This is a genomic window from Streptomyces sp. NPDC002306 (genome assembly GCF_053593435.1).
Map to the genome: position 1 here is coordinate 59098 of NZ_JBSFCK010000027.1, position 15510 is coordinate 74607.

Below are 15510 nucleotides of genomic sequence, written 5' to 3' on the forward strand. Positions count from 1 at the left end.
GTCGTTGCCTACTGGCCCAGGGCCTGCCATCCGATGGTTCCGTTCTGGACGGAATGGGCCTCGTCCGCGCGGACGACCTCGCCGACGGGCTTGCTGTCCGCGATGTGTCCCAGGATCGAGAGCAGGTCCTCGTCGGCGAAGCGCCCGGCGGTGGCCGCAAGTCCCAGGGCCTGGTCGATTTTGTGGTTGCCCAGGACGGTGGCGAGCGCGACCGCGCGGGCCATCTTGGCGCGGATGCGAGTAGTGCCGGCGGGTCCGGCTTCCTTGAGCGAACGTCCGGCCCCGGGGGCCGATGCCCATGAACGCGATCTCCGCTTCCGAGCGGGGCTGGAGTCTGGGCTGGTGGATGCTGCGGCCGTCAGGATGGTCGGGGTAGTGCGCGTCGATGATCTGCGGAACACCCGGGGTGGAGAGCTTGTGGCGCCAGATCTCCGACAGGTCACCGAAGTTGGTGCGGGCGGTGATGAACAGTTCCTCGCCGACCACCCGGCACCACACCTTGGCGCCGGTATGGCCTAGCGGGGTCGACTAGCGCACCGAGTTGAAGCTGATGGTGCGGTCCGAGCCGACCAGTCTCTCCTCGCCCAGCGCGAGCGCGAGCGGCTCGATGGGCAGAATGTGCAGGGTGGTGCGTTCGATGTCGAGGCGGTCGGCGGGTATCTGCCCGGACACCCGGTGACGGCGGGACTTCACCGCATCGCACCAGGTCAGGCAGGCATCGGCGAGCTCGGCGAAGGTGTCGTAGGCGGCCAGCAGGTTCGGGTGTCTGGTCGCTGGTCAAGCGCGACGTTGGCAACCTCGCCGCAGCCGACCTCAGTCAGAACACCCGGTCTGTGAAGCGTCGGCTCAAGAAGATCCAGTATCTCCCGGACCTCGTTGACGGCTGCCTCACCGGAACCGGGCTCACGCTCGCCTGAGCGCCCGAGATGGCCCGCCGATCTTCATGCGGACGCGTCGGTCGTGGTTGGTTCGGGCGGATAGAGGTCGAGCACGATGTCCAACCCGAGCGCACCGACCTCGGAGAGCAGAGGAGCAGGCAGGACACAGCCTCCCTGACCATTCTCGCTGCCGAAGCCCAGACGCAGCTCCAGATCGCAGTCGGCCGACAGGCTCGCCAACTCCTCGCGATGCCCGTCAACGAGTGCGACCAGCACCCGCACATGGTCCATGAGGTCGGAGCCATCAGGAAGTCCGCTTCGCCTGAGCCAGACACTGGTCTCCCGTCGAGCACTGGTCGGGTTGCGGGGACTCATCAGGCTGTCCCGCTCGAACTGCTGGTCGGCCGGGATCCCCAGGCGACCCGAGATCTCGCCGACAGTGACCGTGCGGCTCGTGATCCGGATCGACCCAGCCGACCACATCGTGACCGGCGCGGCCGGCTGCATACTCAGGTCCTCTGGCACGTCCTCACGATCGCAGGACAGCCGACGGGACGCGAACCCATTTCCGCAGGTCTCAGACGCCGGTGGAAGCCGACGCAACCGACATCACGAGTTCAGGTTCAGTGGCCGGCAGCCTCATATGCCTTCGCCGCCTCCGAACTTTATTCTGAAAGATCAGTAAGGGGTGACACGCCGGAGTCGGTGGCAGGGTAGCGGAGTCGGTTTCCTGTCCTTGCGAGCTGCACTCAGGTGAGGTCGAAGGTGACGTTCACGGAGCCGTCCCAGTCCGGTGCTTCCGTGAGCGTGAGGGTTCCATCCCCTGCCTCGACGACTCGCACCATGATCTCTCCGCGGTCCTCACCGGGAAACGCAATGGAGAAGTGGGGATCCATCTCCATGAGGAAGTCCCAGCCCTCGCGTTGGGTCGTGTCAAGGGTGTTGGCATGCCGACCGGTTGCCCGCCACTGGCCGACCGCGTCGACAGCGACGGTGACGTCGATGTAGTACATCTCAAGGCAAATCGAGTGATTGGCCCACCATTCGAGGCGGCCCTGACCCACGAATCGATCCAAGAGCACACTATGCCCGGTGCGTAGGCTGGCCGGGCAAGCCTGTACGGCTGCCTGGCCGTCGCGGGTCGGACCACGAGACAGAACTGCATGGGGCAGACCCGATAGGTCCTCGCCTCAGCCGGCGGCGCCTCATACACCTCCGCCGCCCCGCGACCTCATTCTGAAACTATCAGAAGTCAGCTGAAGCCCAGTTCGGTGAATGCGCAACCCCCACGTTCGGCATAGGTCAATGCCTGCCGGGATACGAGCCTCGGAGTCTGCCGGAAGTACTGATGGAAGCCGGAGGCCCGGAACTTCAATTCGAACGCATGGCCTTCGATGTGCCACAACGGACAGTGTGCAAAGTTCGGGCGGACATCGTCCGTCACCAGCCTGTGCACCCTGTCGACCTCCAAGTCCGGGGCCAAGCCCTTGAAGTCGAGGTCGCCCTCAAGGTCGAAGACATCATCGAAGGCGAGTGTCGCCGGAGAGACCCAGAACGAAAAGTGTGTTGCGGGCGGGACCGGGTGGACCCAGCGGACGATGTAGTCGAGGTCGAGGAGAAGGCGCGGCAGGATCTCGTCGGTCGGCTGGACGGACAACCCGTGGATGGTGACGTCATGCCACCCCATGTCTTCGAAATCTGCGTCGCTCCAGGTGCTCTTGGAAAGACCTGATTCCTCGTGACTGCCGTTGCGCATGTCCGCATCCAACCAGACATCCCTGAACAAAGTCAGCCCGGGTCATGCCCGGGACTGATCTCCCACCACGCGCGAGGAGGAACACGATCTCTGAGCGCCCATCGGCTGGATCAGCTTGACCCCGGCCGTCCAGCATCAGGCCCCCACCACTCTCTCCGCCGCCACTGATCCCGCCGCGGCACCGGCCCGAAGACTTCGGCGACGAATTCCGCCAACTCATCGCACCGCCGCCCCATTTGCCACAGCCTCACGCCATGAGGAAGCCCGCCACCAGGCGAGATCACCGAATTGCGAAGCACTACCGGGGCCGCGAAGCGGCGCTGGTCTCCTCGCGGCCGTGCGGGTACGTTGCGGTGCGGTGCTGGAAGGCGAGCACCTTGAGGTTCTGCACGACGCCTCGACGGATCTCGATGGCGCGCCGGATGGTGTCGTCGGCGTCCCAGCCGTCGGGACCCTGGAGCACGACATCCAGATACGGCAGGAGAGCCTCGCTGTTCTCCCAGGTTGCGGCGTTCCACAGGTAGGAGGGGCTGTGGTCCACCCCGTAGTACCTGACGTGGTCGCCGACGGTGAACATCGGGTCGGTGAAGCTGGTGGGCCGGGCCCAGTCGAATCCCATGCCCTTGTCGCAGGACACGTCGATGACGAGGGTGCCGGGGCCAAGTTTGGGCAGGTCCTCGTTTATCAGGAACATCAGCGGCGCGTCGGTGTCCTGCAGCACGCAGTTGACGATGATGTCGTGCCCGGCGAGGAACTCGGCCAGCGGAAGCGGGCCGGCCTCGGTGAGAGCGACACTGCGTCGCGGGTCGAGGGTGTCGTCCACCTTGTCGTGGTCGAAGCGGACGATCCGCGCGGAGTGGATAGGGGAGCTGACGGCGGTGACGCCTCGTCCGGTGAGTACGTCGACGTCGTGCACGCCCAGGGCGCTGAGCGCGGTCACTGCGCCGCGGGCGGTCGCGCCGAAGCCGATGACGACCGCGCGCTGCCGGCGCCCGTAGTCGCCTGTCACGCCCGCCAGTTGCATGGCGTGCAGGACCGAGCAGTACCCGGCCAGTTCGTTGTTCTTGTGGAAGACGTGCAGGTTGAAGGCACCACTGCGGGTCCAGTGGTTCATCGCTTCGAATGCGATCAGGGTCAGCCGCCTGTCGATGGCGGTCTGGGTGACCTTCTCGTCCTGGACACAGTGCGGCCAGCCCCACAGAACCTGGCCCTCGCGCAGTTCCGCCAGGTCTTCGTGGAGCGGTTTGGCGAGCAGGATGACATCACAGTCGGCGATGAGTTCCTCGCGCGTGCGGAAGCCTGCGACGAGCGGGGCCAGTCGGCTGTCCGGGACGCCGAAGTACTCTCCGTAGTTTTCCTGGAGGTAGATGCGCTTGCGGAGGCCGGCGTCGATACGGTCGAAATGAGCGGGGTGAACGGGCAGACGATGCTCGTTCTCCTTGCGGGTCTGCGACATGATTCCGAGCGTGAGCTGCTGCAAAATGCCCCTTTGGTTGCCCTCTGTTTAGCACACCGGGGCAAGCCGGGAGGCGGTGGCGACAGGCGGATCCGGAACGGCCGCACGAGCGGCAGCCGGGTCCGGGCGACTCCGCGTGGCCCTGGGCGCTTCCGGGTGGCGGCATCGGTCTCTGCTGCGGTCGGGTCTCGCGGTACTGGCCGGCTCTGTCGCGTGGCGTTGCCCGACGCTTGCGCAGGCCTGAACGCACTGACTCGGTTTCCGCGAGCTGAGGGCAGGGACAACGAAGTCGATTGGGTGTAGCTCCTCTGGAGGGAAGCCCTGACCTTTGGCCGGAGTGGTTACCGCGTGTCCGTTCTTGACTTGTCGCCGCCGAGGTCGCAGTCGTGGAGGTCGCTGCCGTGCCCTTGCTCTAGTTGGTGGCGGTCGGCCGGCGGCCTCAACGCATCTGGGGGCTCCCGGATCGAGCCCATTGGCCTATGGTTGGCGTTCATGGTCACCCCACAGTCGACAGATCCCTCCGTCTTCCACGCAGCACTCCGCGAACAGTTCGAGACCTTCCTTGATGAGCATCGATCCGCTCTCAACGAGAGCTTGAATGGGTTGACCGAAGAACAGGCGCGTCGGTCATTGGTCACGTCCAAGACCACGTTGCTGGGCCTTGTCAAGCACGCCACGTTTGCCGAGAAGGTCTGGTTCGACGAGGCGATCACCTGCCGATCTCGCACCGAGATCGGCATTCCCGACTCGCCGGACGAGTCGTTCGACCTCGACGACGGCGACACCATCGCCTCCGTCCAGCGCGCATACCAGCAGGCTTGCACGGCGTCCCGTCAGGCCGTCGCAGAGCTGTCGCTGGACGAGCTCGTACGGGGGAACCGCCGGGGTCCGCTGCCGCTGCGTTGGGTTTACCTCCATATGCTGCGCGAACTGGCCGAGCACTGCGGGCACGCGGACATCCTCCGGGAGCAGATCCTCGACAGCACGACGCGCCGCGGCTAGCTACCGGTAGTGCGGTCCGGCCGAGTACACGCGGCCAGAGCACGTCGAGCTGGCAGTGGTGGACGAGATCGCGACCTGGCTGGCGCAAGGGGTAGGCGGCCAAAGGTCAGGGCAGGTCGGCTTCCCTCCAGAGGAGCTACGCCCCAGTCGATTGCCGGCCCAGACTGCCCTGTGCGCCGTTCGAGGTCGACCGGCAGCGTCGTGCAGGTGTGCCCCCGTGAGCAGGGCGAACTCGTCCACCCAGCCGGACGTGAGGCTGCTGCGCAGCGTCGTGGAGCGCGGCTGCCTCACCGTCCGGTACCTCACCGACCTGATGTCCGAGAGCGCCACGCCGGTGACGCCGTGGGACGGCCAGACCGTCACATATGGCCCGGCCGCGCACATCCGCCTGGAAGCCCTCCGCGGACCGGCACCCGGATCGCCGGGTTCTCACCCCGGAAAATCTGCGCGGCCTGCTCCCGGAGGAACTGATAGCGTTGATCGTGGTGCAAGGCCATGAAGGGACTTCCTTCTCACCTTGGAAGGGGCGCTTCGGCGCCCTGGATTTCAGCCTCTTCGCTCTCCTTGCCCGCAACGTGGCACCCCCCGAGCCGCCGAACAGCGTCTCGGGGGGTGTTGTATATGCCAGCGCCCACGGCTCTCTGAGAGCGCTGGAATGCGCCCCGTCTGCCAGATCAGCGGCCGACGAACTGCGCGGCGGGGGCGCCGTGTTCGAGCTGGAGCAGAACGAGGGCAGCGCGTCGATGCGGGTGATGGCCGCGGTTTGCGAGACGACCGTGCGCAGAGCCTTGGAAGTGGCCTTCAGCAGGCCGTCGGCGCGTTCTGTGACGTCATGGACGCCTCTGTTCAAAGCGTTGAACGCCTTTTCGCTGTCGGCGAGTTCACCGCCTTGGGCTACTTGCCACGGTGGCGGATGCCGTCTCCTGCGTTCTTGCGGCAGAGATCGGTCGGGGCGGGTATGCCCGTCATCAGGTCCCCCATCGTCTACGCCCGCTGAGCCGCATCGGATGTACTCGTCCGGGGGTTGCGGATCATGATGTTGTCGACTGCTCATGCAACGGGTGCGGGGCTGTGTGCTCCGGTAGCGCCGCGGGTGAGTGCCTGTTCCGCCTGCGCGAGTCTGCGGATCGCCTGGGTCAGCTGACTCGGAGGGAGCGTGTACGGCAGTCGGATGTTGCGTTCGAAGGCGCCTCCGATCCCGAATCGTGGTCCGGCGGCGATGGTCACCCCGAAGTCGGGCGCGATGGCGGCCAGCCGTGAACTGATGGGCTGCGGGAATGTGGCCCATAGCGTCACGCCGCCGGCCGGTTGCGGGGCGTGGAGGCCGGGCAGGTGCTCAGCCAGTGCCTGGCGCAGTGCGTCGCGTTGCGACCTCAGTTGCTGGAGGGTGCCGGGCCGCTGGGTCTGGTCTTCGTTCAGCAGGACAGCTGTGGCGAGCTGCTCGACGACAGGGGTGCCCAGGTCCGTGGCGTAACGGGTCTGTTGGACGCGTTCCAGGAGCGAGGGCGTCGCGCGGATCCAGCCGATGCGCAGGCCGCCCCAGATGCTCTTGGAAACCGAGCCGATGCTGATGGCGCTCGGCATGTGGATCGCGAAGGGTTCCGGGCTCTCCCTCTCCAGGGCCAGATCGGTCATGGTTTCGTCGATGACGGTGGGACACGCGAGCCTGAGGCCTTGGCGGACGCTCGTGGGCATGCACAGCCCGGTCGGATTGTGGAAGTCAGGGATCAGGTAGGCCAGACTCGCGATGCGTCCTGCCGCGTCGAGCTGCGCGGCATCCCAGCCCGAGGGCGTCAGCGCGACGGGCAGCAGACGAGCCCGCGCCTCGGTGAACGTGCTGATCGCGTGCGGGTAGGTCGGATGGTCGATCAGGACTCTGTCGCGCGGCGACAGGAGTGTCCGCGTCAGGAGGGCGAGCGCGTGCTGCGCGCCGTTGGTGATCAGGATGTGATCGGGCGGCGTGGGCAGTCCGCGCCGTTCGTACCGGTGGGCCACCGCTTCGCGCAGCTCCGCGGTGCCGTTTCGGTCGTAGCCGTGCCGCTCGTAGTGTCGTGGTAGCTGTTCGAGAGCGGCCGCGAACGCGGCGTGGAGAATTTCGACAGGCGCGGGAGGCGCGGCGAAGGCCAGGTCGATGGTCGCGGCGTTCCTGCCGGCCTGGCGCTCGGGTGGCGTGTCATCGGGGAGGCGCACGGTCGCCCTGGCGCGTGCCCGTGTGGCGAGGTATCCGTGCTCGACCAGAGTGCGGTACGCGGTGCCGACCGTGGTTCTGCTCGTGGACAGAGCGAGGGCCAGATCACGCTCGCTCGGCAGGGCCGAGCCGAGGGGAAGACGTCCGTCCAGGACCAGCAGCCGCAGCCTGTCGGAGAGGCGCTGGTGTGCCGGCCCAGGCCCTTCCTCCCAGATCCCGACCATGCGTGCCACGGCGTGCGAGGAAACTTTCACCCAGCCAGCCTAACCAATCTGGCTATGGAACTCAGGTCCAGATGCCTCGCAGGCTTCCCTCATGACACCTCCAGCCCCCGCTGCACCTGCCGCCATGCCGGCTCGCCACGACCAGGTCCACATGACCCGTATGAACGCTTTTGCACAAATTCGCGCGGGCCGAACGGCGCGCCGAATCCCCCAGCTCCTGGTCGGCCTGGTCGGGTACGGGGCCGCCGTCATGATGCTCGTCGAGACGGGGCTCGGAGCAGCCAGCTGGAACGTGCTCACGGAGGGCGCCGCCCAGAGTCTCGGCCTCTCGTTCGGCTGGACCACAAACCTGATCTCCGTGTTCGTGCTGATCGCATGGATTCCCCTGCGCGAGCTGCCCGGCCTCGGCACGCTCCTCAACGTCGCCATCGTCGGCTTCGCCGCGGATGCCACCGCCACCGTGCTCCCCCACCCCCGGGGAACACTCGCCGAGATCGGATACCTCGCACTCGGCCTCCTCGCACTGGCCTTCTTCGACGCGCTCTACCTCGGTGCACAGTTCGGAGCGGGCCCCCGCGACGGCATCATGACCGGACTCGTCCGGCTCACCCGCCTGCCCATCGCGGTGGTGCGCACCGGCATCGAAATCACCGTCGCCGGCGCAGGCTGGCTGCTGGGGGGAACTGTCGGGGTCGGAACCGTACTCATCGCCCTGTGCATGGGGCCCCTCGTCGGCTACTTCCTGCCACGCGTAGCGGTGCGCCTCCCCACCGCCACCCCCGCCGTAGACGAACGACACAAGCGATGACCTTCGCCCCTCACAGGAGCCAACGCGATGCATGGCACACGTCGCGGCCAGCTCCCCAGCAAGCGAGACGGGACGCCGTGGCGTCAGCCTCGCAAGCGCGTGACGACCACTCGAATGATCGCCAGCCCATAGACGACGGTGGGGACAAGTCCGAAAGCCAGGAACAGCCCGCCGGGAAACATCAGCGCTTCCCACCTGAGCTGGCCCGGCAGCAGCGCATGTCCGGGTCGCGCCGCGTCGTAGAGCACGGTGACATGATCGCCTGGCGACAGACCGTCCGGGGCCTGGGCGACGTTGTCGATTGACACCCGCCCCTTGTGACCATCGGCGAGAGCGACGCTGATGAATTCGGGGCTCTGCTTCAACTGCGGCTTGTCAGCTTCGACCACTACAGCTGGAACCTGTTCGGCGTCGTCGAAATGCAGTCGTGCAGCCACGTTGTCCAAGCTGAACACGACGCCGACCGTGACGAACAGCAAGCCGACTGTCAGAACCAGCGCGTATCCGATGCCTTTACGGATCCTCTTCATTCCCTGAGGTCGGTAGACACGCCCGCGACCCACGTCAATGATCTCGTCGCCCTGCCGACTGACCTGCGTCATGACTCCCCCGTCACTGCTTCCCCCACATGGTGGGGCCCGACAGCCGAAGTGACGCCACAGCAGGCGAGTTGGAGAAGACACCGCGGACGTCGGCTCAGGGCATGAGCAAGCTCCGCCGTGTTGTCGAGCCGGCTTTCATCGTGCCCCACCACCTCGAGCGCCGCAGCGAACTCCACGCCGGCTTCGTATCCTTGGCCTGCAGCCACATCTGGCGGCGGCTTCAAGAGTCTGAGAACGACTGTCCGGTGTTGGGGCGGCCCGGTGCCCCGGTGAGCCGCTTCACAGCGTTGATACTCTCCGCGCCTACGACGCGACGGGGGGATGAATTTGGGAGCAGGGCCGTCGAGTCCCCCCGTTATGCCCAGGCAACGTCCCGCCCTGGTGGCCGAGCTTCATCCCGGCCTGACTCCACCGTCGCCTGAACGACCTCGGCACCGGCAGCAGCCTGTTCGACAACACCCCAGCCGGCTGACGCACGCCGGCGAGACCATGTCGCGAGTTCGGAAGACTGTTCCGCGCCGGAGTTCTCCTCCCCCTGCATCGACTTGTATCGGCTGTTTGACACAAGATTCCGACTAGGGCATCTTGTGCTTGCCGCTTGGTACAAGATGATCTGAGGGGACCTCCCTATGCTCGACTCCGCCCCGTTCCAGCGCTGCTTCCTCGATCACGCCAACTACTACGCCCGCTGGTCCGGCCTGGCCATCGGCATCGTGGTCGCACAGGCGCTGTCCACGCTGGGGCACGTCGAGTTCGAGCAACGCGTCGTGCTCTGCATCACGGCCTTCGGCCTGTGCGCGGTGGCAGGCGTCCTTCTCGCCGATGCGCTGACCTTGCTCCCCCAGGACTCGGTACGCACCGCGAGTCTCGCCCCGCGCCTGGTCAGAGACCATGTACCGCCCCACATGGGCCCCCTGATCGCCCTTCAGGGCCTTTCGCTCGCCGTGCTCCTGGCCATCACGGCCGCCACGGCGACCGTCGACCCCCACCGCATCTTCAGTACGGGCAAGGTCATCGCCGTCACCTGCAACGGGATGCGGGCATCCCTGGGGCCCTGGCCAGGCACGTACTACAGTCTCCCGACGTTCGGCGCCCTCGCCATAGCCACCCCGACCTGTCTGTGGGCCCTGCGCCGCATCGCCGACGGACCGGGCGGAGAACAGCAGCGTCGCGACCGTGCGTGGGCCGTCACCGGGGCCTGGGGCCTGCTGGTGTCGAGTCAGCAGCTGTACGCCGTGCTGATGATGTCCGTCTCGCTCACCGAGACGGGCTGCGCCGGCGTGTTGGGCGCGCTCACCTTCTGGGTGTTCTACCCTCTGGCCCTGCTGAACCTGTTCACCCTCGCCTGGTCCCTGATCACCGTGGTGGCCCCCCGGGCCGTCGACGACGATGCGGCAAAGGGGTTCACCCTCCGATGAATGAGCCCGCCATCCGCGTCGACACCACCAGCCAGGTGCCACCGTACGCGCAGATCCGCGCGCAACTCAGCGCGCTGATCGTCACCGGCCGACTGACCGAGGGCGACCGGCTGCCGACCGTGCGCCAGCTGGCCACGGACCTCGGCCTCGCGCCCGGCACCGTGGCCCGCGCCTACCGCGAGCTGGAGAGCGCCGAGCTGATCCGCACCCGCCGCGGAGCGGGCTCCCGGGTCGCAGCACGTCCAACCGGCCCAACCCGCCCCTACGCTTCCCACCTCGCCACCCTCGCACGCGATTTCACGTCTTCTGCCCGTGCACTGGGCGCCGACACCGAGACGATCATGGCCGCCGTCCGCGACGCCCTGGGCCCCGACCACCCCTGAAAACTAGTTGCCCCGTTTGCTGCCTCCTGGCAGAGCCGGAGGGCTGAAGCCATGGCCGCCACCGCTGAAGGGGGGCGTGGCAGCCGGGAGTGGGACGGTGCCGACTATCACTGGAGTACAGGGCACCCGGCAGGACGCCAAGATCCTCCTGGCAGGCAGTGCTCTGGAGCAGGCCGTCGCCTTCCGTCACTCCTTCAGACAGTCCGCTGCCTGCCGTAGACCCTGGTGGGGTGGCCTGGGTCGAGTGCCCAGCCCGGCAGCAAGCAAGTCCACGGATCGTTCCTCGCCACCGGCAGGGACGCACCAGACGGGCGGATCGAGCGTCAGTGGTGGCAGTCCGAACCGGCCTGACGGACCGGATCCACCAGTGCACCGCATCGCTGGCAACGGCGGAGCATCAGCGGTGCAGGTACGACTGTCCGTACGGCGATCGTGCCTCCGGGAGCAAGGGGGCCGCCCCCCAGCCGGCCGACGCCGGTTCGCCAAGACCCACGGAGCAGGCGGACGGGGTGGGGCACGGCTTGAAGAGGCAGGCCGACCAAGTGGATTCGGCGATCGGAGGGCGAGCGTCAGCCCAGACCGTCGTCGAGCACGAAGGAGTAGTTGGGGACGGCCTCGGTGCCCCTGATCCTGCACTCACCGCCCTCGGCGACGGGCCCGCGCAGCGGCTGAAGTCCCCGGTGACACGAATCGCACCAGAACACGGCCGTCCCGTCGGCCTCGTCGTACGAGCGGACAACGAAGATCATTCTCAGGGCGCGTACGCCGCAGTCCGGGCACGCGGTGTTCTTGAGGGCAGCCGGGTCACGAAAGGCACCCACGTAGATGTCGAGCCACAGGGCGAATCCCGCGGAGCCGGTCATTGCAGCTCCTCCCCCGCCGTCTTCCAGCAGTCGTTCTTGTTTGACTGAGTAGTGGACTCCCATGCCTTCTCGGAATCGTACTGCCCCGGGTATCTCCTACCGGAAGTTGGTCTTCAACACAGCGGTGGTCAGCGGTGGCCGCGACCTTCCTGCAGTCGGTTCCCCGGCAAAATCCCACTATCCGGTCGGAGCATCAGCTCGCGCTGATACCAGGTGCCTGGCTTGCCACCGAGGTGGGCGGGGTCGGCCGGCCCGACCGGGACGAACTCGGCTTTGATCAGCACCTTCTGCGACGCGGCGTTCTGATGAGCCGTGGCCGCCCGCAGGGTACGCAACCTGTGCTGGACGGCCGCCAACCGGCACAGTTCCTGGACGGTCGCGGTCGCCACGCCGCGACCGGCGACGTGCTGCGCGATCCGGTAGCCGAGTTCCGCGGTGTGGTTCTCGATGCCCACCAGGTTGAACCTGCCGAGTACCGAGCCGTCCTCTGCGACGAGCACGTACAGGGCGCAGCTGCCGGCTTCCTGCTCAGCCAGCAAAGCGTGGTACCGGGCGGTGAACTGCTCGAAGAAGGCATCGCCGCGGTCGGAGATCGAGGCAGCGAAGTAGGCGCGGTTCGCCAGCTCGAAAGCCAGGACCGCCGAGGCATGGTCGGCATGCAGCTGCTTCAGCTCGGGCATTGTCCGAACGTACCTGGGGAGTGCGGCGAAGCCACCCGATTTTGGCCTGCGGCACACACGTGTACAGCCGCGGGTCGGGCCGGGATTCGTGTAGGAGCCGGCCATCAGGTTCCACAACGTCTGCGGAGCGGCGACGGGCGTGTGGCCTCGACAAGGCCCATGTACGTCCTCGGTCGGCTGCTCGGACACTTCTGCGGGCGACGAGCTGCTGGTGCGCGCCAGGCCTGACCACGGGCAGTGGAGGACAGCCGATATCATCGAGCGCTATGACCGACTGGACCGGGGTACGCGAGCGCGTTCTGGCTCTGACCACAATGTCCAGCAGCGACAAGGTGTTCGGGTCCATGGCGCACGGCTTCACGCTCGATGCACCTCTGACGCCGACCGAGGTAGCCGATCTCGAGGCCTGGCTGGGTGTGGAGCTGCCCGACGACTACCGCTCGTTCCTCCTGCACGTCGGAGCCGGCGGGGCAGGCCCGGCTTACGGCGTTTTTCCGGTGCGACGCGTGGACTCCGGCGGCTGGCGCTGGATTGGAGATGCCCCAGAGGAGCTCGACCCGGGCATGGTCGCCGAGTTGTTTCCGGGCGGGGCGGATCCGGAGGCAGCAGTAAAGATCCTGGCCGCGCAGCCGTTCATGGAGGACTTCGACGACCTCGCCGATCTCGAAGCGGCCCTTGAGGTGTGGGAAGAGCGTCTGGGAGATGTGCAGTACGACCCGCGCTTCACGGCGGGCGCGCTTTGCCTGTGTGATGAGGGCTGCGGGCTGACGGTCTGGCTGGTTGTCACGGGATCGGAGCGCGGTCGAATATGGCGTGATCCGCGCTCCGATGGCGAGGATCTGCATCCGGTTCATGACGCCAGCGGCTCTTTGCTGGATTTCGCAGGTTGGTATCTCGGGTGGCTCACGACCGCCGAGGCTGCCTGTGGCTTGGACCAATAGCAAGGCATCTGCCCTCGACCTGGACGAACACGACTTCTACGCCTGCCACCGGTTGAGTGGTCTTCGAGCTGCACGCTCCTGCCGATCGAATGTCGTCGGTCGCCGCCGCCGTCCTCACCCTGGAGCGGCACCGCTGAGCGAGCTCGTTTCTTGAGGCAGTTCACATCGAGATACGGGGCGGCGCCGGTTGCCTACCTGAGACGTCACGGTGGCCGACCGTGCTGTCGGTCGCAGCTCGATCGCCACTCGTGGGTGTTGCCGGGTTCAGGTGCGGTGGCTGAGGGTGAGTGTCCAGGTATCCACCGTGTAAACGCTGGGCTCGTCGGGGTGCGGCACGGAGACAATCGCCGTGACCCGGTGACCGTCCCACCGCAATTTCCGCCTTGTCGGCCCGCGCAAGTCCGCAGGCGCCTCGGTAAGTTCGGCGAGGACCGTGCTGTCGAGCCCGCGGCCCACGGCGCGGACCGTTCTGCCGTCGAGGACCAAAATCGTACCGTCGCCCAGGACCAGCGGCTCGGGCGGCAGTGGATCGGCCAGGCGCGGGCCGCGTTCCACGACACCGCCGGGCAGCAACCGGACGACGCGCCCCCCGCTCGGCAGTTGACGGACGGCCTCGACGACGCGCAGACCGGTACCGACCACGTAGTGGCCGTAAGAGCGCCAGGCGTCGGTCTGGGCGCCGTCCCGGTCGTACTCCCAGGTGTCGAAAACGTCGTAGCCCTCAAGGCCGAGCACGAAACGACCGCCGCCGCGCGCCGCGGCACTCTGCCCGCGCAACTCGGCGACGAGCCGCCCGTCCGCGAGGTCGAGGAGCAGCGCGGGGCCGAGGTGGCCCCAGGGCGTGTACTCCAGCGAGTCCGTGGTGACGAGCACGCGGTCGCCGGACACATGGGCGGCGTTGGGCCGGCCGCTGCAGCGGTGCGTCCAAAGCGTTCGTCCCGTGGAGTCGACGCAACTGACCGAGCCGACGGCACCGACAATGCTCAGCCCGTCCCGACGCGCCAGCGGATCCTTCGCAAGCCAGGCCGGTTCGAAAGGCTCTTCCCCCACCGTGCGCTGGTGGTTCACCACCTTCGCGCTCCATGCCGCGGCGGTCCCGCCCCCGTTTCCCGCGCTCGTCTCGTCTCTCGGCATGCGCGCGATCCTAATGCCGTGCGGCGCTGCCGCACGAGGCGCGGGGCCCTGTGGGTTTATGCCTGGGCCACGGGGCGCTCCGAGGTCGCTCGGTGCAGGTCACCGGCCTACCGCCTGGCCAGATAACGGTGGACGGGGTTCTTGAACGCCCGAGGCTTGTGAGGGCCTTTTGAAGGCACCGAGGCGGCTGGGCGACCCGTCGGCAGTGATCTTCAGGAGCACGCCAGTTAGCGCTCCGCGAGGCCGTTGAGCAAGTGCCCTCTGGCAGACCGCGCCCTTGAACTCCTCGATGGTGACATGACGTTCGAGCACACTCTCTGCAGCGTGTGAGGGTTCCGTGGCCCACCGGAGAGGTCGGCGCAGTACGCGGCCGTCGCCGTACCCGGCGCCGCCTGATGTGCGAGCGGGACGCCAGCGATCACGTCCAGGCCCCAGGATGACGGTGGGCTCGGCGCACAGCGCTGAGCAACCGACCGTGGCCGCGCAGATGTCCTCGTCGACGGCCGGCCGGGCGGTGACGGGCGCACGGATGGGACAGCGGACGACACCTCGATGTAGGTGGCGGCCCACAGCGGTGGACGGCGGGCAGGTCCTTCTGTTGGGCGCGTGCTGATCACGAGGTGCGGTGCAAGCGGCTTCGTTGGTGTTGCAACGGGCGGCCATGGCGCACAGGGCGTCGATCTCCGCCTCGTCGACGGTCAGGCTCCGCCCGAACTTGGTACCGGCCGGTCGGCACCGTGGCGGCACAGCGTGGCGAGGGCAGTGGCAACAAGGTCCAGGGCCCTGGCTGGCATTGGACGGTAGGCACGGGGGCGGGGACGGCAACGAAGGAGGATGCCTCTGAGGTATGCGATTTCCTACATCCCGCCTTCGAGGCAGGAGAGCTCTTGAGACGGGCTCGGGTAATCCGCGTTTCAACGACATCTAAATCCAATGCCGTTGCTTTACGGGTCTGGGTCGGGTGGTCGGGGCCGTTTGATGCGGATGGCTTGGGTGCCGGCGTGGGTGGGTTGGGGCCAGGTGTAATGCTCAGCCCGCTTGAGCCAGTAGTTGGACATCTTGCGCTTGACGACGCGGGGCTCGCTGCGGAGCCGTCTGGCGGGCAGAAGTCTTTCCAGCAGGTCTTCTTGGAGTACGTGCAGTGCTCGGACCAGGAGCTCAGGGGGAAAAACCACCC

General features: G+C 67.1%; 16 protein-coding genes and 1 pseudogene. 6 read left to right on the forward strand and 11 right to left on the reverse strand.

Annotated features, from left to right (window positions below; translation table 11 throughout):
* Nucleotides 1–8 precede the first annotated feature (8 nt).
* Both ACWCQK_RS32860 and ACWCQK_RS32865 read right to left on the reverse strand, forming a co-directional pair.
* On the reverse strand, nucleotides 9–224 hold the full coding sequence (locus ACWCQK_RS32860) for a hypothetical protein (RefSeq protein WP_451161271.1): 216 nt from the start codon (nucleotides 222–224) through the stop codon (nucleotides 9–11).
* Between the two features lie 304 nt (nucleotides 225–528).
* Nucleotides 529–693, reverse strand: coding sequence for a hypothetical protein (locus tag ACWCQK_RS32865; protein WP_451161273.1), 165 nt, complete (start codon nucleotides 691–693; stop codon nucleotides 529–531).
* 68 nt (nucleotides 694–761) lie between these two features.
* On the opposite strand from ACWCQK_RS32865, the pseudogene ACWCQK_RS32870 reads away from it, so the two are divergent.
* Nucleotides 762–917, forward strand: a pseudogene (locus ACWCQK_RS32870) (IS630 family transposase); the annotation flags it as partial.
* A gap of 24 nt (nucleotides 918–941) precedes the next feature.
* On the opposite strand, the gene ACWCQK_RS32875 reads toward ACWCQK_RS32870, so the two are convergent.
* From ACWCQK_RS32875 to ACWCQK_RS32890, 4 genes are all read right to left on the reverse strand, one after another.
* The gene (locus ACWCQK_RS32875; RefSeq protein ID WP_451161275.1) at nucleotides 942–1403 is read right to left on the reverse strand and encodes a DUF4279 domain-containing protein; all 462 of its coding nucleotides are present in this window, start codon (nucleotides 1401–1403) and stop codon (nucleotides 942–944) included.
* A gap of 224 nt (nucleotides 1404–1627) precedes the next feature.
* The gene (locus ACWCQK_RS32880) at nucleotides 1628–1960 is read right to left on the reverse strand and encodes a hypothetical protein (protein WP_451161277.1); all 333 of its coding nucleotides are present in this window, start codon (nucleotides 1958–1960) and stop codon (nucleotides 1628–1630) included.
* Nucleotides 1961–2130: 170 nt separating this feature from the next.
* A complete protein-coding gene (locus ACWCQK_RS32885; protein ID WP_451161279.1) occupies nucleotides 2131–2634 on the reverse strand; it encodes a hypothetical protein in 504 nt (167 codons plus the stop codon).
* A gap of 298 nt (nucleotides 2635–2932) precedes the next feature.
* Nucleotides 2933–4114 (reverse strand): N(5)-(carboxyethyl)ornithine synthase, encoded by a 1182-nt coding sequence (locus ACWCQK_RS32890; RefSeq protein ID WP_451161281.1) that lies wholly within the window; start codon nucleotides 4112–4114, stop codon nucleotides 2933–2935.
* A 468-nt stretch (nucleotides 4115–4582) separates the two neighbouring features.
* Between ACWCQK_RS32890 and ACWCQK_RS32895 the strand changes: the two genes are divergently transcribed.
* Nucleotides 4583–5092, forward strand: a complete 510-nt coding sequence (locus tag ACWCQK_RS32895) for a DinB family protein (protein ID WP_451161283.1) — start codon at nucleotides 4583–4585, stop codon at nucleotides 5090–5092.
* Between the two features lie 1050 nt (nucleotides 5093–6142).
* Here ACWCQK_RS32895 and yczR read toward each other — a convergent pair.
* A complete protein-coding gene (yczR, locus tag ACWCQK_RS32900; protein ID WP_451161285.1) occupies nucleotides 6143–7534 on the reverse strand; it encodes a MocR-like transcription factor YczR in 1392 nt (463 codons plus the stop codon).
* Nucleotides 7535–7664: 130 nt separating this feature from the next.
* Here yczR and yczE point away from each other — a divergent pair, with 130 nt between their 5' ends.
* Complete coding sequence (yczE, locus tag ACWCQK_RS32905) at nucleotides 7665–8312, forward strand: membrane protein YczE (RefSeq protein ID WP_451161306.1); 648 nt, start codon at nucleotides 7665–7667, stop codon at nucleotides 8310–8312.
* 83 nt (nucleotides 8313–8395) lie between these two features.
* On the opposite strand, the gene ACWCQK_RS32910 is transcribed toward yczE, so the two are convergent.
* The gene (locus tag ACWCQK_RS32910) at nucleotides 8396–8914 is read right to left on the reverse strand and encodes a hypothetical protein (RefSeq protein ID WP_451161287.1); all 519 of its coding nucleotides are present in this window, start codon (nucleotides 8912–8914) and stop codon (nucleotides 8396–8398) included.
* Nucleotides 8915–9543: 629 nt separating this feature from the next.
* On the opposite strand from ACWCQK_RS32910, the gene ACWCQK_RS32915 reads away from it, so the two are divergent.
* Both ACWCQK_RS32915 and ACWCQK_RS32920 read left to right on the forward strand, forming a co-directional pair.
* Entirely contained in the window at nucleotides 9544–10332 is a 789-nt protein-coding gene (locus tag ACWCQK_RS32915) for a hypothetical protein (RefSeq protein ID WP_451161289.1), read from the forward strand.
* The gene (locus tag ACWCQK_RS32920; RefSeq protein ID WP_451161290.1) at nucleotides 10329–10715 is read left to right on the forward strand and encodes a GntR family transcriptional regulator; all 387 of its coding nucleotides are present in this window, start codon (nucleotides 10329–10331) and stop codon (nucleotides 10713–10715) included. The genes ACWCQK_RS32915 and ACWCQK_RS32920 overlap by 4 nt, the downstream gene beginning before the upstream one ends.
* 569 nt (nucleotides 10716–11284) lie before the next feature.
* Here the strand turns inward: ACWCQK_RS32920 and ACWCQK_RS32925 are convergent.
* Nucleotides 11285–11578, reverse strand: a complete 294-nt coding sequence (locus ACWCQK_RS32925; protein ID WP_451161292.1) for a hypothetical protein — start codon at nucleotides 11576–11578, stop codon at nucleotides 11285–11287.
* A 128-nt stretch (nucleotides 11579–11706) separates the two neighbouring features.
* Nucleotides 11707–12258 (reverse strand): GNAT family N-acetyltransferase, encoded by a 552-nt coding sequence (locus ACWCQK_RS32930; RefSeq protein ID WP_451161294.1) that lies wholly within the window; start codon nucleotides 12256–12258, stop codon nucleotides 11707–11709.
* Between the two features lie 266 nt (nucleotides 12259–12524).
* Between ACWCQK_RS32930 and ACWCQK_RS32935 the strand changes: the two genes are divergently transcribed.
* Nucleotides 12525–13199, forward strand: a complete 675-nt coding sequence (locus tag ACWCQK_RS32935; protein ID WP_451161296.1) for an SMI1/KNR4 family protein — start codon at nucleotides 12525–12527, stop codon at nucleotides 13197–13199.
* Between the two features lie 264 nt (nucleotides 13200–13463).
* Here the strand turns inward: ACWCQK_RS32935 and ACWCQK_RS32940 are convergent, their stop codons facing one another.
* The gene (locus ACWCQK_RS32940) at nucleotides 13464–14333 is read right to left on the reverse strand and encodes a hypothetical protein (protein ID WP_451161298.1); all 870 of its coding nucleotides are present in this window, start codon (nucleotides 14331–14333) and stop codon (nucleotides 13464–13466) included.
* Nucleotides 14334–15510: the final 1177 nt, after the last annotated feature.